Source organism: Eubacterium ramulus (genome assembly GCF_045002895.1).
In the GTDB taxonomy this organism is placed as follows: Bacteria; Bacillota; Clostridia; order Lachnospirales; family Lachnospiraceae; genus Eubacterium_I; species Eubacterium_I ramulus.
In genome coordinates, this window is record NZ_CP173382.1 from 2,894,521 (window position 1) to 2,916,229 (window position 21,709).

Consider the following 21,709-nt stretch of genomic DNA (forward strand, 5'->3'; position numbering starts at 1 on the left):
ACAGGTTTTTGCAATATGCAAGCTTTTTTCTTTATACAACGTACATTTGTCTTTGCTTGATGAGCATTCGATACATCTTATGCTTTTCAGATCTTATAAACAGGTTCGACTTGAACTTGCATCATGCTTCCTGTCAGTATACAATATCTGTAACTGATAATATCTTCTGGATAAAATAATAAAAAATAGTTATTTATGAGGTGAAACATTATGAAACAAATTACATTAGGATCCACCGGCATCCAGACACCACAAAATGCCTTTGGTGCATTACCAATCCAGCGTGTATCCACGGAAGAAGCAGTCAAAATCCTGCATCGTGCTTACGAAGGCGGCATGACATTTTTTGACACTGCCCGTGCCTACAGCGACAGCGAAGAAAAAATGGGAGAAGCGTTCGGACACATGCGCAATAAAATTTATATTGCCACCAAAACAGCCGCAACGACTCCGGATGAATTCTGGCGTCAGTTAGAAACATCCCTGCACTTACTTCGGACAGACTATCTGGATCTGTACCAGTTCCACTGTGTCAACCAGTGTTACCGCCCGGAAGACGGAACAGGAATGTATGAATGTATGCTGAAAGCAAAAGAACAAGGGATGATCCGCCACATCGGTGTCACTGCACACAAGATCGGTATCGCAGAAGAATGTGTCGCTTCCGGTCTGTACGAAACCATGCAGTTCCCGTTCAGCTATCTTTCCTCTGTACAGGAACTTCATCTGGTAGAAGCCTGTTCCAGACAGAACATGGGATTTATTGCCATGAAAGGACTTGCTGGAGGGCTGATCCACAACTCCAAAGCTGCCATGGCTTACATGACACAGTTTGATAATGTTCTGCCAATCTGGGGAATCCAGAAAATATCCGAACTGGAAGAATGGCTCTCTTATATGGAAAATACCCCTTCCATAGATGAAGAAATTTCTGCTTATATCGAAAAAGAAAAACTGGAACTGACCGGAGATTTCTGCCGTGGCTGCGGTTACTGTATGCCATGTCCTGCTGGCATTATGATCAATCAGTGTGCCCGCATGTCCCTCATGCTGCGCCGCGCACCGAGCGCCGGCTGGCTGACTCCGCAGATGCAGGAAGAAATGAAAAAAATTGAGAACTGTCTGGAATGCGGCCAGTGCATAAAAAAATGTCCATATGAACTGAATACCCCGGAACTTCTGAAGAAAAATTATGAGGATTACAAAAAAGTCCTTGCCGGAGAAGTATCTGTAAATTAGGAAATGAGATTCCGAATGTAAACCGCATTCGGAATCTCGTTTTTTATCTCCGGCAGGATTGCAGAGACATTCTTGAATTTGCGAATGGCACGAGTGAACTATAGCATATAGTTTTTTGCTTTAAAGTTTCGCGCTTTAAAGTGTTGATGTTTTCAGAGATATATGCTATACTTGCCTTTATCATTTACTAATTACAGATATGAAACAAAATCTGAACAGCTGATTTTCCGATGAAATACAAAACCGATTCATTATTTATCTGTAAAACTAAGGGGGACATTATGACAACAATTATTGAACTTGTGTACAACTTTTTATGGGGTGATCTGGTCACGCTTCCATTGCCCGGAGGCGGAACATTAGGTCTTCCGCTTCTCGTTATTTTACTGATTCCAACCGGAATCTATTTTACCATTCGGACAAAATTTCTGCCGATCCGCCTTTTTCCTGATATGGTTCGCGCCTTAAATGAAAAAAAAGACAAACGCGGTGGTCTTTCTTCGTTTCAGACACTGATCGTCTCCACGGCTACCCGCGTTGGCATGGGTAATCTGGTAGGTGTTGTGGCAGCTATCTCAGCCGGAGGTGCCGGTGCTGTATTCTGGATGTGGATCACCGCACTGCTTGGTTCTTCTACTGCTTTTATTGAAGGTACCCTGGCACAGCTCCACAAAGAAAAAGATCCGCTCTATGGTGGATACCATGGCGGACCTGCTTATTATATGCATCATTTTTTTGCAAAAAGAAAAGACGGTACTTATCGCAAATACTCCGTACTTGCTGTACTTTTTGCGATTTCCGGCCTTATCTGCTGGTGCGGCATCAGTCAGGTAATCAGCAATTCTGTTACCTCTGCCTTTGAAAATGCATTTTCCATCCCGCCACTGGCAACGACCATCATCCTTGTTGTTCTTGCTGCAATTATTGTACTTCGGAAAAATGCAACTGTAAAAGTTTTGGACATCATGGTTCCAATCATGGCATGTGCATACTTTATTTTTACTGTCATTATCATTCTTACACATCTCGGACAGATGCCGGACGTTTTTGCACGTATTTTTCAGGAAGCATTCGGTTTCCGCCAGATTGCAGCCGGCGGTTTCGGTGCTGTATTAATGAATGGTGTAAAACGAGGACTGTTTTCCAATGAAGCCGGTTCCGGTTCTGCACCATGTGCGGCAGCTGCTGCAAAAAGCGATGACGCTGTTAAAATTGGTCTGGTACAGTCACTGGGCGTATTTATTGATACCATTGTGATTTGTACCTGTACTGCAATGATCCTGCTTCTCGTACCACAGGAACTCACCAACGGACTTGTCGGCATGGATCTACTGCAGACTGCTATGCAGTACCACCTTGGAACATTTGGAACAATCTTTATTGCAGCTACTCTGGCAATGTTCAGTTTTTCCACCTTCATCGGAATTCTGTTCTATGCCCGCTCCAACGTAGCCTACCTGTTCGGAAATAAATGGTGTTACCAGACTGCCTACAAAATCGTGGCTCTTGTAATGCTCTTCATCGGAGGACTTGCAGCCTACACCACAGTATGGGATCTCGGTGACGTAGGTGTTGGCCTTATGACCATCTTCAATCTGATCGCACTCTACCCGATGGGAGGTCAGGCACTGAACGCCCTGAAAAAAGCAGGAAAATAATGGGAATTTTTTATATAAAGGAACTGTCGGAAAGAATCGAATGCAAACACGAACAATTTTCTATCTTCGCTGCGACGGCTCATTAACTGACACTGCGGCAGTCCGTATTCTGATATAGAAAAAGAGGTTTCAATTTTATCAAAGCGAATGTCTTAGTTCGCGTGATACAATTGAAACCTCTTTTTCTTTCACGGCCTAAATCCCTGCCGCTTCACAACTTAAATTTCCGCCGCTCAAAAAGTCCAAAACCCTATTTCGCATTGGCCGGCTCTACATTAATGCTCTTTCCTTTGATCTTGGCATTTTTCATTGCTTTCAATACAGCCGCTCCATACTCTCTCGGAACTTCCACAAATGTATAGCTGTCAAACATATCAATAGCTCCTACCAGATCACCCGGCATTCCGGACTCTCCGGCAACTGCTCCGAGGATATCTCCCGGACGCACGCGCTGTTTTTTACCAATGTTGATAAAGAGACGAACCATGCCATCTTCTGCACCGGTATCAGAGAAATCGAAATTATCCTGTTTCACACCTTCGCGCTCTGCTTTTCCAAGTGCCTGATATAAAAAGGCTGCTGCCAAATCCATTGCCGTATAATCACCGTTATTGATCTGAGATTCAATCATATTTACCATCTTAGTCAGATCTTCATTTTCGATGATCTGGTCTAACTGATCCATGATTTTTTCGCATTTGGCTTCCTCTACGTCACGCATGGACGGAATCGGCTGTGCATAGATCTTGGTCTTGCAATAACGCATGATCTCTTTTAACTTGTAAACTTCTTTTCCTTTTACAAAAGAAAATGCTCTACCCGTTCTGCCTGCGCGGCCGGTACGACCGATACGATGAACATAGTACTCATCATCCTGCGGCAGATCGTAGTTAAATACTGCCTCCACGTCATCGACATCGATACCGCGGGCAGCCACATCTGTTGCCACCAGAATCTCTGTCTTGCCATTACGGAAGTTACGCATTACGCGGTCACGCTGCTGCTGTTTCATATCACCATGCAGACCTTCTGCAAAATAACCGCGGTTCTGCAGTTCGTTTGCCAGTTCATCTACCATGTGTTTTGTATTACAGAATACAAGGGAAAGCTTCGGATCATAAACATCCAGAAGTCTTGTTAAAATATCCAGTTTGTCTTTTCTTCTGACATCATAATAATACTGCTCAATATTTTTCACCGTCAGCTCTTTTTTTACAACTTTGATGGTCAGCGCATCTTTCTGATACTGTTTTGTGATCTCCATAATCTCTTTCGGCATCGTTGCGGAAAAAAGAACGGTCTGACGATCTTCCGGAAGATATTTTAATACTTCTTCGATATCCTCACGGAATCCCATATTCAGCATTTCATCTGCTTCATCCAGAATGATCGTATGGATAAAATCACAGCGGATGGTCTTTCTTCTTAAATGATCCATCACACGGCCCGGAGTACCAACAATAATCTGTACACCGCCTTTTAAAGAACGGATCTGTTTTCCAATCTCCTGTCCGCCGTAGATTGGAAGAATCTTAATACCATGCATGTATTTTGCCAGGTTGTGTAACTCATTAGATACCTGGATTGCAAGCTCGCGGGTCGGGCATAAGATCAGTGCCTGTGTCTTCTTCAGTTTCGGATCCACTTTGTGAAGCAACGGAATACCGAAGGATGCAGTTTTTCCGGTTCCTGTCTGTGCCTGTCCGATGACATCTCTGCCGCTCATAACAGCTGGAATAGACTGTGCCTGAATCGGAGTCGCCTCCTCAAATCCCATTTCTTTGATAGCCCGCAGAATCTGCGGATTTAAATTTAAGTCTTCAAATAAAACTGTACTCATATAGTTCCTTTCCAAATAAAAAGTTGTTATTCAGAGTTTTCTATATTATTCATCTCAGAATCATTGAGCATCTACACTTTTAAAATACTTTCCAATCAAGAATACCCTCTGAATAGATTTGCAGAAAAAAAGTGTGCTTTGCACACTGAATTCAATGATAACAAAGCACACTTTAAAAGTCAATGCGGAGATTTCTAAAAAACATGTATTTACATTTTTATGAGGGAATTATTCCTATGCAATTACACTTTTATGAGGGAATCGTCGTTTCAATCTTCTTTTTCCATACACCGCTCAGATATCGCAAACCGCCCAGACCTGCTGCGCACCACCAGGTGATTGGAGATACCCACCAGAGCCCCCAATATCCCCACAGACAGGAAAACAAAAATGCAAAACCAATACGAGTAATGACCTCACTGATGCCCATCCAGATGGTGATTTTTACGTCTCCTACTGCACGAAGCATGTTATGAAACAGATTTAATGTTCCGACACCGATCAAAAACGGTGCAAAGATATGCATATACTCTACACCATAGCCAATCGCTTCCTGACTGTCAGTAAACATCCGCATGATCGCTGGTGCCAGCAGGAAGATCAACGGTGATACAACCGCATATCCAATGGCATTCAACAAAAACGTAGTGCGAAATCCGGCTTTGATCCGCTCGATGTTCTTCGCTCCCGTATTTTGTCCGGTAAAGGTTCCCAGTGCCGTTCCGAGAGCATCGCCCACCTGCATTCCAAGCCCTTCCACTTTGATGCATACACCATACGCTACAACCAATGTCGTTCCATATGTATTTACCACTGCCTGTAATGTCATATCTGAAATAGAAATAATACTCATCTGCAACGCTGCCGGCAGACCATACACCAGCATTTGTTTTCCGATATAAGTATCCAGTTTCAGTTTATCTCTGCGAATCCGCAGCATCGGCAAAATCTTCCATGCATAAAGCAGGCAGGCCACGCCGGATATGATCTGCGCCAGTACAGTTGCAAATGCAGCACCGCCAACTCCCATAGGGATCACAGCCACAAATAAAATATCAAATACAATATTCAACAAACTGGAGATACCAAGAAAAATCAGCGGAACCACGGAATTACCCAGTGAGCGTAAAACGGCAGAAATCCAGTTGTACAACATCGTTCCGACAGAACCGGCGCAAATGATCCGCAAATACAAAACAGCCGCGTCCAGCACCTCTGCTGGAGTCTGCAGCACGATCAGTAACGGTCTTGTCATAAGCAGTCCGATCACTGTTACAAGTATCGTCATGCCAAGTGCAATAAATATAGATGAAAAAAATGTCTTTACTACTTTATCCTCTTCCTTTGCACCATAGTACTGTGACATAACAACCGTTACACCCGTCGTCAGACCGATGATCAACGAAAATACCAGATACATACCGACGCCTGCCACACTGACCGCTGCCAGCGCATTATCCCCTAAAAAATGCCCCACAATATACGAATCGGCAAAATTATAGATTCTCTGAAAAACCAGCCCCAGCAACACAGGCATCGCAAATCTCAAAATCTGCGGTGCGATACGTCCGGAAGTCATATCCACCATTACTTCTTTTTTCATAATGTAAAATCCCCATTTCTCTGTCCTTTTCTTTCCTGTGCTTATTATAGCGTATTTACTTCCGAAAAAAAACCTCGAAGTTTCATGCGATTTACATAAAACTTCGAGATTTTTAAACATACAGAAGAACCAGACAGATGCCACATCACCTGTTTTGACCGTATTATTAATCTGTGTCTTGGCTTCCTTATCTACATCTAATGACGATATTTATTTGCTTCTTTCAGACGTGCCATCGCTCTTGCCAGCGATGCGGTATTACGATAATATTCCATCCGGCTCTTATGCTGCAGTAACCGTTCTTCTGCACGCTCTTTTGCCTCTTTCGCACGACGTATATCGATTTCCTCCGGGCGTTCGATCGTATCCACCAGAATTTCCACCTGATTATCAGAAGTAACTTCTGCAAAGCCACTTCCGCAAACTGCCGGAATCACTTCACCTTTCGGTGTTCCGATACGGACCTCACCCGTCTTCAATGCAACGACACATTCCTCATGATTTGTCAGGATCTGAACTTCCCCGTCAATTGCAGGTAATACAACAGATGCTGCCTCGTCATCATAAAAGATCTTATCATATGCAATAATTTTTAAATGAAATGTACTCATAGTCACACCTCACTAATGATTGCCGTTCTTTGCTTTTTCAATGACATCGTCAATGGTTCCCACATTGAAAAATGCCCATTCCGGATACTCATCCATCTCACCGTCAATAATTTTTTTGAAACCTTTGACGGTCTCTTCCAACGGTACATATTTACCGGGAATTCCGGTAAATGTCTCAGCCACATGGAACGGCTGTGACAGGAAACGTTGGATTTTTCTTGCACGGTATACCGTTGTCTTATCCTCTTCGGAAAGTTCTTCCATACCAAGGATAGCAATGATATCCTGCAGTTCTTTGTAACTTTGCAGGATTTCCTGTACACGACGTGCAACCTCATAATGCTCTTCACCGACGATATCCGGCTCCAGAATACGTGAATTCGACTCCAGCGGATCAACGGCCGGATAAATACCCTGTTCAACGATCTTTCTGGAAAGTACCGTTGTTGCATCCAGATGTGCGAATGTGGTTGCCGGAGCCGGGTCAGTTAAGTCATCCGCCGGTACATAAATTGCCTGTACCGAGGTAACGGAACCTTCTTTTGTGGAAGCAATACGCTCCTGCAATTCACCGACTTCATTTGCCAGAGTCGGCTGATAACCTACCGCAGAAGGCATACGTCCAAGCAATGCGGAAACCTCTGAACCAGCCTGTACATAACGGAAAATGTTATCGATAAATAACAGTACATCCTGGTGTTCTTTGTCACGGAAATACTCTGCCATAGTCAGACCGGTCTCAGCTACACGCATACGAGCTCCTGGTGGCTCATTCATCTGTCCGAACACTAAGGCTGTTTTTTCCAGAACGCCGGATTCTTTCATCTCTGTCCACAGATCATTACCCTCACGGGAACGCTCTCCGACACCGGTGAAAATAGAATATCCACCGTGCTCTGTTGCAATATTACGGATCAGCTCCTGGATCAGAACGGTTTTACCGACACCTGCACCACCGAACAGACCGATCTTACCACCTTTGGAGTATGGAGCCAGAAGGTCAATAACTTTGATACCCGTCTCCAGAACTTCGACAACCGGACTCTGCTCTTCAAAGGATGGCGGTTCTCTGTGGATACACCAGTTTTCTTTTGACTCTACCGGTTTTCCATCATCGATCGCCTCACCCAGAACATTGAACAGTCGTCCCAGCGTTGCTTTTCCTACCGGAACTGTGATACCTGCGCCGGTTGCTGTTACTTCCATATCACGATGAAGCCCTTCACTGGAAGCAAGCATGATACATCTTACGGTATCATTTCCAATATGCTGTGCCACTTCCATGACACATGTTTTTCCATTATTATCAACTTCGAGTGCATCTTTGATGCATGGAAGGTTATGGTCGGAAAACTCTACGTCTACAACAGGTCCCATGACCTGAACGATTTTTCCTTTATTCATATCGCTTCACCTCTCTTACTTTTTCTTGCTCTTTTGCGCCTTGGCACCGGCGATAACTTCAGTAATTTCCTGAGTGATCGCTGCCTGACGCACACGATTATATTCAATTTCCAGATCATGCAGCATCTGTTTTGCACTGTCTGTAGCAGTCTGCATTGCCATCATTCTGGAATTGTGTTCACTGGCATAAGATTCTACCAGCGCACCATATACAAAACCACACACAACGTTTGGAATCAGGCTGTTCAGCACCGATTCCACAGAAGGATGAAAGGTCATTCTGTCACTGTATCCTTTCAGATTTTTGTGTGTATATTCTTCTCTCTGCAACGGAAGCAATTGAAACATATCCGCTTCCATTTTGAATGCATTGATCATTTTGGTATAGATGATATAAACCTCATCCAGTTCCTCACGTACATATTCATCAATCAGCTGCAGACCGATGTGACGCGCCCTGTAAAGGGTCGGATTCTGCACGGTATAACTGAATTCTCCGTCAATATTTACATCTTTTTTCATGAAATACTGCCGGCCTAACTCACCGACCACAAACAGTTTGTTCTGTCCGCCCTTTTCCAGCTGTTCCGATGCAAGCTTCAGAACATTGTGGTTGTAAGCTCCTGCCAGACCCTTGTCGGCAGTGATCACAAGGTAGCCGCGTTTTTTCTGGTCATCCGGGATATCTCTTCCGAAAAAGATATTGTTTGTGTCCGGAACGGACTTCATAAAACGCGCGACTGCATTCTGCTGCGCAAAGAAAAACGGTTCCGTATCTGCCAAGCTTTTCTTTGCCTTCTGCATCTTTGACGAAGAAATCATATACATGGCACTGGTGATTTTCATCGTGTCCTTGATACTCTGCATTCTGCTCTGTATCTCTCTAGCACTTGCCATGACAGACCTCCTATTTTACATACTCCCTGGCGGCAGCGAGGATCTTTTCTCCAAGTTCATCGGACAGAGCTTTTGTCTCATTCAGCTCAGCGATGATCTCAGGATGTGCATTTTTGAAATATTCCAGCATACCCTTCTGGGTCTCTTTGATTTTTTTAACTTCCACATTCAGGAAAATCTTGTGTGTAGCGGTCCACAGTGTAATAACCTGCTCTGCCATATCCAACGGCTGGCAAAGCGGCTGTTTTAACAGTTCCATCAGACCTTTTCCGTACTGTAACTGCTCTTTGGTATCATCATCCAAGTCAGAACTGAACTGGGTAAATACTTCCATCTCACGATACTGCGCCAGATCGATACGAATACTTCCGGCTGCTTTTTTCATCGCTTTTGTCTGTGCGGCACCACCGACACGGGACACAGACAGACCTACGTTTACCGCCGGTCTCATACCGGAGAAGAATAAATTACTCTCCAGGAAGATCTGACCGTCTGTGATGGAAATTACGTTGGTCGGAATATATGCAGATACATCGCCGGCCTGTGTCTCGATAATTGGCAGGGCTGTGATGGAACCGCCGCCCAGTTTGTCACTCAGACGACTGGAACGCTCCAGCAGTCTGGAATGCAGGTAGAAAACATCACCCGGATAAGCCTCACGTCCCGGAGAACGCTCCAGCAACAGGGACAATGCACGGTAAGCTACCGCATGTTTTGACAAATCATCATAAACGATAAGCACGTCTTTTCCCTGATACATAAAATACTCTGCCATGGCAGTTCCCGCATACGGTGCAATATATTGTAGCGGAGCCGGATCACTGGCTGTTGCTGCTACAATGATGGAATAATCCATTGCGCCGTGCTTTTTCAATGTGGATACAATTTTTGCAATTGTAGATGCTTTCTGTCCAATTGCGACATAAATACAGATGACATCTTTTCCCTTCTGGTTGATCATGGCATCCGTTGCAATGGATGTCTTACCTGTCTGACGGTCACCGATGATCAGCTCTCTCTGTCCACGTCCGATCGGGAACATAGAATCAATGGAAAGAATTCCTGTCTCCATTGGTACACTGACCGATTTACGATCCACGATGCCCGGTGCTTCATTTTCAATCGGCCGGTAATCATCTTCTTCGATATCGCCCTCTCCATCAATTGGAGCACCCAGGGCATTGATGATTCTTCCGACAAATTTATCTCCAACCGGAATTCCGGCTTTCTTTTTGGTTCTTGTTACTTTGGTTCCTTCCTTGATCCCTGTATCACGGCCAAACAGAATGACACCGATCTCATTTCTTCTGACATCCTGTACCATACCTTTTACGCCGTTCTCAAAGACAACGATCTCACCATACATCGCCTGGTCAATTCCATAGACAGTGGCAATTCCGTCACCAACCCAGATGACATGACCAATTTCCCGATCCTTCGCCTCAAAATCGTAATTTTCGATTTCTTCTTTCAGGATGGAAATAATATCCTGTGAACTGATAGCGCTCATTGTCCTATCACCTCTTTCTTTTACCTTTTACTTCTTACTCTGCCTGTTATAATTCAGCCTGATTCTGAATCATACCGAGCTGCTCCTGCATGCCGCGGATCCGTCCGCTGATGCTCCAGTCCCATTCACGGCCATTGGCAGCGAGGACAAAACCTCCCACCAGACGCTCATCCCGGATCATCTCAAGCTCAACCTGATGCGCATCAAACTCTTCCATCAGGAATTTTTTAATTCCTTCCAGCTGATTATCATCCGGTGCTGTCACATAACGTAATGTTGCGTTTACGATTGACTGATGTTCATTTGCATACATTTTGTATTCCTCCACGATCTCTTCCAGATATTCCACGTCAGAATAATCACAGAGAATCTTCATAAAATTCTGTAACTTTTTTCCCGGGAAAATACGGTCAACCACCGCATGTTTTTCCTCTTTGTAAACACTTGGGTCTGTCAGCACACGCTGTAATTCGGGACTCTCCCGATAAATCTGTACTGCAGTTTCAAGATCTTCTACCGGAGCCTTCAGCTCCCACAAAACTCTTACATATTTAGCCGTTGTTGCTGTCATGTTTGTCACCCGTTTTACTTAAAAACTCATTGTAAAGCTGTTCATCCGTGACTTTACTGCTATTCTCTCCGATAATCTTGATCGCTGCAGCCATAGCCAGCGTACTGATCTCTTTCTGTACACTCTGCAGTGCTCTGTCACGTTCTTTTTCCATATCCTGATTTGTTTTCTCAAGCAAAGCTTCGGATCGTTTTTCCGCATCGGAAACAATCTGCTTGTACTGCACATCTGCCCGTTCTCTGGCATCTGCCACAATCTGGACTGCCTCCTCTTTTGCGCCCTGCAAAGATGCCTCATACTGAGTTTTCAACTCTAAAGCCTCTGCATTTACCGTATCTGCTTTTTCAAACTGTTCCGCTACCATCTGTTTTCTCTTTTCGATGATATTTAAAACCGGTTTGAACAGAAACTTTCTGATCAGGAAATAGAAGATCAACAGGTTCACAATGATCCATATAAGGTTTGAATCAATTCTCAGCATCCTGAAATCCTCCTTCTAAAGACAAAATCTCACGTCTTTGTTTTTATTTGCAAAGGAAAATGATCAGAATAGCGACAACCATACCATAAATAGCAGTTGCCTCTGCCAGTGCACAACCAAGTAATAAGTTCTTGCTGATCTTGCTGTCAGCTTCCGGCTGTCTTGCTACGGCATCTACTGCTTTACCTGTTGCGATTCCAATACCTACACCTGCTCCAATTCCTGCTAATGCTGCGATACCAGCTCCGAGTGCGATCATCATAATAATTATCTCCTTTTCTCACTTCAAATTTTTTATTCTGCCTGTAATTCAATAGCTTCCTTGATGTATAACGATGTCAGGAACACAAATACATATGCCTGGATCAATCCATCAAAAATATCAAAATAGAAACTAAATACCAGCGGTACCACCATCGGCACAACCGCCTTGATCAACTCCATGATAACAAACGCGCCGAGTACATTTCCGAACAGTCGTAAACATAACGAAAACGGTCGGATAAAAATCTCCAGAATGTTGATCGGTGTAATAATCGCGACAGGCTGTGTAAATCCTTTCGCCCACTTCTTTACACCTTTTGCACGGATACCGGCGGCTTCCACCAGTATGATACTCATCAACGCAAGAGCGATCGTACAATTCAGGTCCTTTGTCGGAGGCTTAAATCCAAATAAGCCAATTACATTTGCAATACCGATAAACAGACCGACGCTCATCAGATAAGGGATATAACATTTTCCTTCCTCTCCGAGCAGCCCTTCGAAAAATCCATAAAATTTTCCGATACATACTTCCAGAAACAACTGCCTCTTTCCCGGATTCTCCACGCTCAATTTCCGCGTCAGGAAAATCGATGCCACTATGACAATTGCCATAATGATCCACATAACGACAACTGATTCCGCGATTTTGATTCCACCAAAAATGGGTATCGTGAACACCGTCTTGACACTCAGTTGGTCGATCAACTCATCTACCAGTCCGTTCGTAGCGGTCACCTCCTTCTTTTCTCTTTCTTCTGTTTTTTGAACGCAGATCACGAAGCGACTGCGTTCATGAGCAAGGAGCGAAGCGGATTGCGAATGTCCGCTTTATTTCTCCTGAAACATGTTTCCCAATCATCACAGTTTCAGCATCGTTGTTACATCTCGTAATTGATACTGTTTTCTCACGATTGGTACTACCATTGTCAAGGAAAAATAAAAGACCGGTGGTTGTCCCAAAACTCCTTACCCCCGTTGGTCTTTTCGTGTATTCATATTAATACAATTTCCATATTTTGCAATCGGCAAATTTTCCTAAATTGTTTTTTTATAAAAATATTTTTTCAGCAAAATCACGATTGACAATTTTCGTTTAACAGATTATTTCCTGATTATGTACTTTTTTATTTCTATTTTCGGCAATTTTGCCTACTCTACGAAAAACGAATCTTACAAATGAGCTGGTCTGGAACATTTATAAGAACAGTGCCATCTAGATTTTTCCCCTTGATGTCTGTAACCGGAAAAATCAGAAATATGTCTGACTTCTATTTGACTTGTCAGTCTTTTTACTACATAATAAATGCAGGGGCTTTTTATATTGGAGGAGGTTTTTTATGGCAGCACAAATCACGGCCGTCATTATTTTCCTGGTTATGTTTGCATTCATTATCACGGAAAAAATTCCACGGCACATTGCGACAACACTCTGCAGTGTTGCAACGCTCATTCTCGTGTTTGGTGTCTGTATGCACAGTTCCACTGCGTTATTCGAGACACTGAACTTTCAGTCTTTTACATCTGTTGATTTTTGGCGTGCAGGCGCCGAAGCCACAGAAAGTACAAAAGGAATCAACTGGCAGACAATTATTTTCATCTTTGGCATGATGATCATGGTCGAAGGAATGGCAATTTCCGGATTTTTCTCCTGGCTTTGCCTGACCATTGCAAAAGCAGTCAGATATAATACCACAAAAATTTTTGTGATGTTTATGGTTCTGGCATTCGTACTGTCTATGTTTATCGACAGTATCACCGTTATTCTGTTTCTGGCCGCAATCACCATCACACAAGGCAAACTGTTGAAATTTGATCCGATTCCGATAATCATTGCAGAAATATTCTGTTCGAACCTTGGAGGTTCTTCCACAATGTGTGGTGATCCGCCAAATATCATTATCGGAACCGCATTGCACTACACATTTACCGATTTTCTGTTCAATACCGGCGTGATCGCCATCCTGAGTCTGGTGCTGATGATCTTTTTCTTCTATCTATGTTTCCGCAAAAAACTGAACACAAATAATCTTTCAGAAGAAGATATTGCAAAAATGCCATCACCGGACAGTGCGATTACCAGCAAACATTCTTTTATCATCAGCTGCATTATTTTTCTCTGTGCAGTTGTACTGCTTGTGACACATGGACAGACTGGATTGACAGTTTCCACCATTGGCATAATTGCCGCTATCGCAACCTGCGCAACCGCAGGGAAAAAGGCAAAACACATTTTACGTCGTATTGATTATCTGACCCTTATTTTCTTCATCGGATTATTCATCGTAGTCGGCGGTCTGGAAGAGACAGGAATTTTGGAACTGATTGCGAACTTTATCCACAGGATCAGCGGAGGAAATGTAACCTTTATTGTAATCATTATTATATGGGTATCTGCAGTGGCCAGCGCCATTATAGATAATATTCCATTTTCCGCTACAATGATTCCAATCATCAAAAACCTTGCAGCGGCATCTGGAGCAGATTTATCCGTTCTGGCATGGACACTGGCACTGGGCACCGATATCGGTGGAAGTGCTACCCCGATCGGCGCATCCGCCAACGTGGTTGGTATCGCCGTTGCATCCAAAAACGGTCATCATATTTCCTGGAAACAGTATTGTACCTACGCGATTCCGGCAACACTGATCGTAATTGCAGTATCAATGCTATATATCATTTTCAGATATATATAATTCAGAACTCAGAATTGATTTCTGATGCGAAATCCGGGTCTGCATTGCAGACATATACTTATCTGGATTTCTGCTAAAATAAAAAAGATGCCTTTTGCACAATCAAATAGGACAATCCCATCCCTTATACAAAAGGCATCTTTTACTCCTGCTGCCTCTCCCGACTTTTCTCATTCTTTCGGGAGAGGCGTTTTTATTTGGTAATTTTCTTTGTCCAAAACCATCAAACTTTCTGTTTTGGTATAAATTCAATCTTTAACACCATCCCCATTCCTTCTGCTAATCTTTTTAGTAAGCTAACAGATGGATTCCTTGTTCCATTTTCCAGTTTGCTGATATCTGCCTGATTAATTCCTGTACGTTCTGACAATTCCTTCTGAGTCAAATTCTGAGAAGTACGCGCATCTACAATTGCTCTAATCACATCAAACTCTGGTTGCATTTCTTCATATTCTTTGCGGAACTTTTCATCCTGCATCTGATTTTCTAACATTTCATTTAATGTCTTCATAGCTTCTTCATCCTTTCCATATAGTCAGCTCGTCGTGCTTTTGCTAATTGTTTTTCCTGTAAAATGACCAACATTCCAAATATCTTGGCTCTCATTTTAGGATTAAGTTTATCTAAAAATTTTTCTACAGGATTATCGCCATTTTCTGTTTCATATGCAATGACTTCAAATTTTGTCATATGTATTCTCCCTTATTATATGGTATATATACCATATTATCAATTTTGTTATTTTCTTTCCGTTCATTTTTGAGAATGCATTCGTCATAATATTTATAAAGTGCAGCCAGTATATAACGCCCTTTTCCACTCGTCAATGCCCTTTTTTATCTCCAAATTTTACCTAAGCAAATTGCACAATACCAGTCAAGTTCTCTGTCGATCCCGTATTTTCTGATCATACAAAAAATCAAGAGTTGAAAAACTCATTTTTCAACTCCTGAAATAATATCATTTTTGTTTATTTTGCCATATATCAATTCTACCCTATTTCTTCAAATAAATCGCCGTCACCGCACAGTCTCGGGCTGCATTTTTTGCAGTCTCTTCCAGTTCCGCCGGAATCTCATCATATTTGACATCAATACAGTCTTTTTCAAAATTGTGGGCAAATAACTGCGGATATAATCCCACACAAATGCCACAACGAATACAATACTCTTTGATTTCTGCTTTCATTTTACTTTTCCTCCTGTTTTCGAATAAACCTCATCCAAATCAGATGTGTGTTTTTTAACAATTTCACCATCTGTAAACCAGATTTACGGTATATGGGTATATCTTACCTTCATTTTTATTTCGCAAACATCAGTTATGCATGTTTCTCCATATAATCACACGCACTGTCTCCTGCTGCAAACCCAAACGGCATCGCAAAATAAGCACCGGCGCTGCCGCCTGTCGGAGGATTTCCATAAAACTCGCTCATCATATTATCCCCGGCTGCATAAAGTCCCGGAATTGCTTTTCCATCTTCTTTCACGACCTGCATTTTTCCATTAACTTTGATACCACCGATAGTATCATAACCGGCACAGAATACACGCATTGCATAAAATGGTCCTTTTCGCACAGGACGGAGATATTTTGCATTTTTTCCAAACTCTTCGTCCTCACCATTATCGCAATATCCATTGTAACGATCCAGTGTTTCCTCCAAACCTGCCTGATCAATTCCGGACTGTGCGCACAGCTCTTCAATGGTATCTTTCATAAATACATGTTTGTTTCCTTTTTCCTCAATCAGTGTCCTGAACTGTCCCGGAATATCTGTCAGTTTCTCCACCGGGAAGATAAAGTACATGTAATCCACACCCTCTTCTTCCAAATGGCGTCTAGTATCTTCATCGAATACGATATAACTTTCCCCATTTGGCTGATTTGCGATACCTGTGCTGATTGCCATATGGTTATTGGAAATGCTCTCGTCAATAAAACGCTCACCATTTTTGTTTACCCACAGATATGGCTGCTCCTGAATGGTACGTGTCTCGTTGTATACAATCCACGGAGAACTTGCCACGATTCCCGGTCCCGGAACCAGATTGTGACCAGATACTGCAATGGCACTCTGGGCACCGCCAAGCTTCCATGCCAGTTTCTGTCCATCTCCGGTCTGATCGGAATTCGGATAACAGTTAAACAGTACGTTTCCGTCTCCGGAACAATTATAATCCGTAAAAGTAAAGCCGGTATATTTTTTCATCATTTCACGATCTTCCATAATACCGCCGCTGGCAATGATCACTGCTTCACATTCCACTTCGATTTCTTCTTTTGTTTCATTGTTGACAGCTTTTACACCGGTTACTTTTCCATTTTCGTCCACCAGAATATCTGTGATCGGTGTATTCAGCATATACTGTCCACCACGTTTGATAATATCCTTCATGGCATTCAGACAGATCAGTGCACCGCCATGGCCTTTGCCTCGTCCCGGAACCAGATAAAAATCTCCATGTGCCATTACTGCAGGGGGAAATCCATCCGCATATTTCGGATCTCCGATATCCTCCAGCTCCAACTGCTGTGTCGGAATCATTTTAATGCCAAGACGCTCAATATATTCTTTTGTTCTCCAGGAATTGTTTACATACTGACGAATTACAGACGGATTTGCATTGTAATTCGAATACTCATATAACAAATGAAATGCTGCGTTCTGAAATGCCCTGTCTTTTCGAATGCTGACATATGCGATCGGGCAGTTGGAAACTGCTCCGCCCTGATATGGTTTCTTTTCAAATACGATGACTTTCTTTCCACGGGCAAGTGCTGCATCTGCCGCCGAAATACCTGCCATGCCACTTCCCATAATTACCAGATCTGTTTTTAACTTCATAAAAAATAAAACCTCCTTCACCTGTTGCTCTTTTTCAAACACCTGTTGAGGAGATTTTATCAATATTTCTATGTACTTTAACCTTTCATCTGGCCTAAATCGCATGTATTTTACTGCATATAATTGTGCAGAATGCACTTTGACTTACGATTGTATTTATCAAAATTTCAAAACACCGCAGACTTCTCTGATTCGTTTTTCTACATTAACTTTGGAATCAACATTATTCTATACACCTTATATACTCCTGAATCTGTTCCGATAAAATATAACGCATTTTTTCTTCGGAATCATCCAGCGAAACCGCATACCGTTCTTCCACCATCGAAATTATATTTCGCACGGTATTTCGATGAATTCCAAGCTCTGCTGCTGTGCGCGTTGCACTGCAGTCATTTTTCAGGTAACAAAGTACTGTCCTGCCATACGAAGTGTGATGCTCTCTGTCATATACGGCCAGTTCCCTGTAAAATTCCGACTGCATCGAAACCGGTTCCATCTCTGACTCCATTCTGGAAAACAAATGATACATCACCACATCTTTGTACTGACACAATACCTCTGTATTCTGCTCCGTTTTCTGATTCCACTGTAACGTAAACACTGCCTGTGCATAAGCATCTTTCATTCGTTTCAGCTCCGTAAAAATATTGCTGACTCCAATCCGATACTCATATTGTTCTAACAACTGCTCTAAAATATGCAGTTCCTTTTCATCAAATGACAAATTCTGATGTATCGCTGTTTTACTATACTTCAACAGGCAGATATGATTTTCATATAAAAACGGTTTCATTTTCCATGACTGCCGCTCCAACAGACGCGCCAGAAATTTCAGCGGCACATGCTCCTGATTGGCAAAATCAAGAATTCCCAGTACCAGATATCCCGTCTTTTCCAGTCCGTCAATCATATTTACCTGCTCCGTAATCCGGTCTTCCGGAATTTCAGCGCTTCCAAGCAGGTTTGCCAGAAATGTTTCATACATCATACGCCCGTGCCTTCGATTTTCATAATTGCGCTGCAGACAGAAAGACATATTTTTCATAAACATATGAATCAGATCCAAATATCCGCTTTCCGGTGTTTCTTCTCCACAGAAAATGGACGTATATCCAAGTAACGTCTGTCCACTGAAAAACTGCAGGTAAATATTTGTTCCGGATTTTTCATCTGCTGCCGGTGCAATCAGAAGTTCTCCTTCTTTGATCTGGGAAAAAATCTGCTTCTTTTTCAGTTGTTCCATGGTATGCGCATCCGTATATCCCTGCGCCACTGTTTCCTGAAAAATCTTGTAATGAGAAGAACTGTGCCTTGTGTAAGCCAACACATCAAAACTTGCATCAAAGGCAATCATTGGATGTTCCAGAATTTCTTCGCTGATATCGATCAGATCCTGCACATCTTTTCCCTCCAATGCCGCGATATGCATGTTTTTATCCCATTCCACCAGACGACAAAAAATTTCCACCAGGTCATTCATCACTTCCGGTACCGTTTTTTCTGTCTGCATAAAAATCAGATTTTCGTGAAAAGCTTTCCATTTCCGAATCATGTTCTGACGGATTTCCGTATCCTGATCATTTGGAAAAATAACAAGCAGACAGATATCTTTATCTAATTTTTCTTCTATATCCGGCACACGGTTGCCATCACAGAGATACAGATACTCTCTTTTTAATTTCCGGACATCTGCTATCCAGTGCTGAATTCCGGAAAACTCCTGTTTCTGCGTGATTTCCGACTGCTCATCCAATTTCCTGTCTCTGATAAAATATAATAAAAGATCTTTTGTAATCGTCATGACAATTCCCCCATCATTTTCTGCAATTTTTTCAACTGCTCAGATATATGTTTTGGGTTATATACCAGATTTAACGAAATCGGCATTGCATCCGTGATTGGAATCAGTGTGATATTTTCCAGCGATGCTGCACAATAATCCCGCGCGATAAAAGCCACTCCCCGGTTCGCCCGCACCAGAGAAACTACCGTCTCCATATTTGGCAGATACTCAATCCTGTTATTATAATCCCTGTGATTTCCATGCAGGAAAAACGGTAGTAAGGCATGCTGCACCGGTGCTTCCTGCTCACTGAGATACAAAAGTGTCTCATCCGATATATCATGGAATGAAATCTCACGGTAATCCTCATATTTATGGCCCTTTGGAACTGCCAAGGACAGCTGAGCTTCATGTAATGTCTGCATTTTCAAAGGCTCCGGACATGTAGTCGTCGTTGCCAGAATAAATCCTGCATCGATTTTTCCATTCAGTAAATTTGAAAAAATCTGACTTGGAAGGCTTCCGATCAGATTTAGCCTGATTTCCGGATACTTCTCCTGAAACTGTGCCAAGATATCAGCCACATGATAATTCAACGCTCCCGGCATATGACACAAGCGCAGCGCATCTTCCGATACGTTACCTGCTGCCCGCACCCGCTGCCGCAGTTCATCCTGCTTTTTAAACAGTTCATTTGTCTCGGACAACAGCACTTCCCCCGCATGTGTCAATTTCAAAGAATGTTTTGTACGATCAAACAGGCTAACACCAAGTTCTGCTTCCAACTGACTGATCTGTTTACTCAAGGCCGGCTGACTGATAAAAAGCTCCTTTGCTGCCTTTGAAATATTTAAATGTTTTACAACTACCAGAAAGTATTCTAATGATTTTGTGGTCATATTCTTCTCCTTTTGTTCCCTGTTACTACTATATATACCATACTTGGGGAACATTTAGGAAGTCTCTGTAAAATTGTATAAAGCAATAACCCAAACAAGCTTTTTACATTAATTTTACCTAAAAGTGGTGTTTATAAATTATAATATATCTATAAATGAGCAAATTTGAAAAATTGCACAAAACTACACTGCGAATTTCATAAATGAATCAAAATCATTGCTTTCCTTTGCGCATTGAAAAAGATAACGATACTTTTCCAGCTGAATGGTATCACAGATTTCGTGATATCCAGTTTCAAACGAACAGAACCTACCAGTACCCACTGCACACATGAAATGTGCCAGTGACATAAGTAGCCAGTACCTTTTGATTCCCTGTGCAGAGCGTATCTGATAGCTGTCCAGTGCCAGTTTATCCTTACACTGGCGGAAAAATACTTCAATCGGCCATCGACACACATACCAGGAAAGAATCTCCTGTGTAGACAGGGCTGCGTTTGTACTGATGAAAGCACGCAATGCTTTGGGATTACCAAATGCTTTTTCCGGATAACTCAAAAGAACTACCGCATTTTCTATGCCGTTGAGGTTTCCCTCGTACCGGTACACATAATAGTTTCGTTTTTTGACTGTCACAAGGTCAAATTCACGATGTGTAACAGACAATTCGGCGGCCAGTTCACGAAGTTTCTTTTTCATTCCCGATGGATACAGCAAACGGTTTGTTTTCAAAGCACCGATGGTATGGAACCCTCTCTGTGCAAAGGTATTGATTATCTTTTCAGAAACATACCAGCAGTCGCAAAGAAAATAGGACATTACCGGTGGAACAGGCAGCTCCTTTGCAATGCTTTGTACAATGTCAATCTTGGAAATTGACTTATTGTACATTACAAAAGCATAGTTCAGAACAATGCCATTGCAGGAAAGCATAACAGCAACTGCCTGATGCCCGTAATCCGGTTTTCCCTTTAAATGGGATTGGTGAAAATACGCATCTTCAATCGGATGTAAAGCCTGTGACGAAGGCTTTGTCTTTGAAGCAATCGTATCGTCCACAATACAGAGAACAGGTTTTCCGGTGCGTGCTGCTTCTGAATAAATAATCTCAATGACAGAGCATTTTAACGTATCTGAAAGTAAGGAATCATCCCATTTTCCGGAATTGAGGAAATGGGCAATCGTAGTTCTGTGGCAGGAACTGTTTTTAGCAAAGTCCGTGGTTTTTCCATGATATCCTGAAATGAAAATACTGATTAGGATACTCATAAGATGGTTTATTACTCGGTTCGAATAAAATTTGCATAAGTTTAATTTTTTAAACTGGTTGTATATGAATGAGGAATGATGTATAGTATTTGCGAGAGACACCTTCTTTCGTAAATGTTGCAAATGTTTG

At 42.4% G+C, this 21,709-nt stretch carries 20 protein-coding genes; 3 read left to right on the forward strand and 17 right to left on the reverse strand.

The window, feature by feature from the left end:
* The first annotated feature begins 210 nt into the window (after positions 1-210).
* Complete coding sequence (locus ACIRUQ_RS13445) at positions 211-1,239, forward strand: aldo/keto reductase (protein ID WP_055290751.1); 1,029 nt, start codon at positions 211-213, stop codon at positions 1,237-1,239.
* 281 nt (positions 1,240-1,520) lie between these two features.
* Positions 1,521-2,897, forward strand: a complete 1,377-nt coding sequence (locus ACIRUQ_RS13450) for an alanine/glycine:cation symporter family protein (protein ID WP_341438291.1) — start codon at positions 1,521-1,523, stop codon at positions 2,895-2,897.
* 250 nt (positions 2,898-3,147) lie between these two features.
* Here ACIRUQ_RS13450 and ACIRUQ_RS13455 read toward each other — a convergent pair whose 3' ends face one another.
* The 10 genes from ACIRUQ_RS13455 to ACIRUQ_RS13500 form a co-directional block, all read right to left on the reverse strand.
* Positions 3,148-4,737: a DEAD/DEAH box helicase gene (locus tag ACIRUQ_RS13455; RefSeq protein ID WP_055290749.1), complete on the reverse strand. Its 1,590-nt coding sequence runs from the start codon at positions 4,735-4,737 to the stop codon at positions 3,148-3,150.
* A 250-nt stretch (positions 4,738-4,987) separates the two neighbouring features.
* Positions 4,988-6,340 carry an MATE family efflux transporter gene (locus ACIRUQ_RS13460; RefSeq protein ID WP_055290746.1) on the reverse strand — a complete coding sequence of 451 codons (1,353 nt, stop codon included), beginning with the start codon at positions 6,338-6,340 and terminating at the stop codon, positions 4,988-4,990.
* A gap of 197 nt (positions 6,341-6,537) precedes the next feature.
* The gene (gene atpC / locus ACIRUQ_RS13465; protein ID WP_055290744.1) at positions 6,538-6,951 is read right to left on the reverse strand and encodes an ATP synthase F1 subunit epsilon; all 414 of its coding nucleotides are present in this window, start codon (positions 6,949-6,951) and stop codon (positions 6,538-6,540) included.
* Positions 6,952-6,963: 12 nt separating this feature from the next.
* Positions 6,964-8,355 carry a F0F1 ATP synthase subunit beta gene (atpD, locus tag ACIRUQ_RS13470; protein ID WP_021737768.1) on the reverse strand — a complete coding sequence of 464 codons (1,392 nt, stop codon included), beginning with the start codon at positions 8,353-8,355 and terminating at the stop codon, positions 6,964-6,966.
* A 15-nt stretch (positions 8,356-8,370) separates the two neighbouring features.
* On the reverse strand, positions 8,371-9,252 hold the full coding sequence (gene atpG / locus ACIRUQ_RS13475; protein ID WP_055290742.1) for an ATP synthase F1 subunit gamma: 882 nt from the start codon (positions 9,250-9,252) through the stop codon (positions 8,371-8,373).
* 10 nt (positions 9,253-9,262) lie between these two features.
* Entirely contained in the window at positions 9,263-10,762 is a 1,500-nt protein-coding gene (gene atpA, locus ACIRUQ_RS13480) for a F0F1 ATP synthase subunit alpha (protein WP_021737770.1), read from the reverse strand.
* Between the two features lie 46 nt (positions 10,763-10,808).
* Positions 10,809-11,333: an ATP synthase F1 subunit delta gene (gene atpH / locus ACIRUQ_RS13485; protein ID WP_022035297.1), complete on the reverse strand. Its 525-nt coding sequence runs from the start codon at positions 11,331-11,333 to the stop codon at positions 10,809-10,811.
* Complete coding sequence (atpF, locus tag ACIRUQ_RS13490) at positions 11,314-11,814, reverse strand: F0F1 ATP synthase subunit B (RefSeq protein WP_022035296.1); 501 nt, start codon at positions 11,812-11,814, stop codon at positions 11,314-11,316. The genes atpH and atpF overlap by 20 nt, the downstream gene beginning before the upstream one ends.
* Before the next feature lie 43 nt (positions 11,815-11,857).
* A complete protein-coding gene (gene atpE / locus ACIRUQ_RS13495) occupies positions 11,858-12,076 on the reverse strand; it encodes an ATP synthase F0 subunit C (protein WP_021737773.1) in 219 nt (72 codons plus the stop codon).
* Between the two features lie 32 nt (positions 12,077-12,108).
* Positions 12,109-12,816 carry a F0F1 ATP synthase subunit A gene (locus tag ACIRUQ_RS13500; RefSeq protein ID WP_022035295.1) on the reverse strand — a complete coding sequence of 236 codons (708 nt, stop codon included), beginning with the start codon at positions 12,814-12,816 and terminating at the stop codon, positions 12,109-12,111.
* A 602-nt stretch (positions 12,817-13,418) separates the two neighbouring features.
* On the opposite strand from ACIRUQ_RS13500, the gene ACIRUQ_RS13505 reads away from it, so the two are divergent.
* Positions 13,419-14,774 (forward strand): SLC13 family permease, encoded by a 1,356-nt coding sequence (locus tag ACIRUQ_RS13505; protein ID WP_055290740.1) that lies wholly within the window; start codon positions 13,419-13,421, stop codon positions 14,772-14,774.
* A 223-nt stretch (positions 14,775-14,997) separates the two neighbouring features.
* Here ACIRUQ_RS13505 and ACIRUQ_RS13510 read toward each other — a convergent pair whose 3' ends face one another.
* From ACIRUQ_RS13510 to ACIRUQ_RS13540, 7 genes are all read right to left on the reverse strand, one after another.
* A complete protein-coding gene (locus ACIRUQ_RS13510) occupies positions 14,998-15,285 on the reverse strand; it encodes a helix-turn-helix domain-containing protein (RefSeq protein ID WP_021737778.1) in 288 nt (95 codons plus the stop codon).
* The gene (locus ACIRUQ_RS13515) at positions 15,282-15,464 is read right to left on the reverse strand and encodes a hypothetical protein (RefSeq protein WP_055290738.1); all 183 of its coding nucleotides are present in this window, start codon (positions 15,462-15,464) and stop codon (positions 15,282-15,284) included. The genes ACIRUQ_RS13510 and ACIRUQ_RS13515 overlap by 4 nt, the downstream gene beginning before the upstream one ends.
* A gap of 306 nt (positions 15,465-15,770) precedes the next feature.
* Positions 15,771-15,962 carry a ferredoxin gene (locus ACIRUQ_RS13520; protein WP_021737781.1) on the reverse strand — a complete coding sequence of 64 codons (192 nt, stop codon included), beginning with the start codon at positions 15,960-15,962 and terminating at the stop codon, positions 15,771-15,773.
* A 133-nt stretch (positions 15,963-16,095) separates the two neighbouring features.
* Entirely contained in the window at positions 16,096-17,625 is a 1,530-nt protein-coding gene (locus ACIRUQ_RS13525) for an FAD-dependent oxidoreductase (protein ID WP_022035292.1), read from the reverse strand.
* A gap of 223 nt (positions 17,626-17,848) precedes the next feature.
* Entirely contained in the window at positions 17,849-19,429 is a 1,581-nt protein-coding gene (locus tag ACIRUQ_RS13530) for a CdaR family transcriptional regulator (protein WP_021737783.1), read from the reverse strand.
* Positions 19,426-20,310 carry a LysR family transcriptional regulator gene (locus tag ACIRUQ_RS13535; protein WP_022035290.1) on the reverse strand — a complete coding sequence of 295 codons (885 nt, stop codon included), beginning with the start codon at positions 20,308-20,310 and terminating at the stop codon, positions 19,426-19,428. Before ACIRUQ_RS13535 ends, ACIRUQ_RS13530 begins: the two co-directional genes overlap by 4 nt.
* A 183-nt stretch (positions 20,311-20,493) precedes the next feature.
* Positions 20,494-21,579 (reverse strand): transposase, encoded by a 1,086-nt coding sequence (locus ACIRUQ_RS13540; protein WP_055290736.1) that lies wholly within the window; start codon positions 21,577-21,579, stop codon positions 20,494-20,496.
* Positions 21,580-21,709 lie beyond the last annotated feature (130 nt).

Bases quoted from the DNA above. Each gene is read 5' to 3' on its own strand.
- ACIRUQ_RS13525 (WP_022035292.1), bottom strand. From the start codon at position 17,625: ATGAAGTTAAAAACAGATCTGGTAATTATGGGAAGTGGCATGGCAGGT.
- atpD (WP_021737768.1), bottom strand. From the start codon at position 8,355: ATGAATAAAGGAAAAATCGTTCAGGTCATGGGACCTGTTGTAGACGTA.
- ACIRUQ_RS13505 (WP_055290740.1), top strand. From the start codon at position 13,419: ATGGCAGCACAAATCACGGCCGTCATTATTTTCCTGGTTATGTTTGCA.
- ACIRUQ_RS13540 (WP_055290736.1), bottom strand. From the start codon at position 21,579: ATGAGTATCCTAATCAGTATTTTCATTTCAGGATATCATGGAAAAACC.
- atpH (WP_022035297.1), bottom strand. From the start codon at position 11,333: ATGACAGCAACAACGGCTAAATATGTAAGAGTTTTGTGGGAGCTGAAG.
- ACIRUQ_RS13460 (WP_055290746.1), bottom strand. From the start codon at position 6,340: ATGAAAAAAGAAGTAATGGTGGATATGACTTCCGGACGTATCGCACCG.
- atpF (WP_022035296.1), bottom strand. From the start codon at position 11,814: ATGCTGAGAATTGATTCAAACCTTATATGGATCATTGTGAACCTGTTG.
- ACIRUQ_RS13535 (WP_022035290.1), bottom strand. From the start codon at position 20,310: ATGACCACAAAATCATTAGAATACTTTCTGGTAGTTGTAAAACATTTA.
- ACIRUQ_RS13450 (WP_341438291.1), top strand. From the start codon at position 1,521: ATGACAACAATTATTGAACTTGTGTACAACTTTTTATGGGGTGATCTG.
- ACIRUQ_RS13445 (WP_055290751.1), top strand. From the start codon at position 211: ATGAAACAAATTACATTAGGATCCACCGGCATCCAGACACCACAAAAT.
- ACIRUQ_RS13510 (WP_021737778.1), bottom strand. From the start codon at position 15,285: ATGAAGACATTAAATGAAATGTTAGAAAATCAGATGCAGGATGAAAAG.
- atpA (WP_021737770.1), bottom strand. From the start codon at position 10,762: ATGAGCGCTATCAGTTCACAGGATATTATTTCCATCCTGAAAGAAGAA.
- ACIRUQ_RS13515 (WP_055290738.1), bottom strand. From the start codon at position 15,464: ATGACAAAATTTGAAGTCATTGCATATGAAACAGAAAATGGCGATAAT.
- ACIRUQ_RS13530 (WP_021737783.1), bottom strand. From the start codon at position 19,429: ATGACGATTACAAAAGATCTTTTATTATATTTTATCAGAGACAGGAAA.
- atpE (WP_021737773.1), bottom strand. From the start codon at position 12,076: ATGATGATCGCACTCGGAGCTGGTATCGCAGCATTAGCAGGAATTGGA.
- atpC (WP_055290744.1), bottom strand. From the start codon at position 6,951: ATGAGTACATTTCATTTAAAAATTATTGCATATGATAAGATCTTTTAT.
- ACIRUQ_RS13455 (WP_055290749.1), bottom strand. From the start codon at position 4,737: ATGAGTACAGTTTTATTTGAAGACTTAAATTTAAATCCGCAGATTCTG.
- atpG (WP_055290742.1), bottom strand. From the start codon at position 9,252: ATGGCAAGTGCTAGAGAGATACAGAGCAGAATGCAGAGTATCAAGGAC.
- ACIRUQ_RS13520 (WP_021737781.1), bottom strand. From the start codon at position 15,962: ATGAAAGCAGAAATCAAAGAGTATTGTATTCGTTGTGGCATTTGTGTG.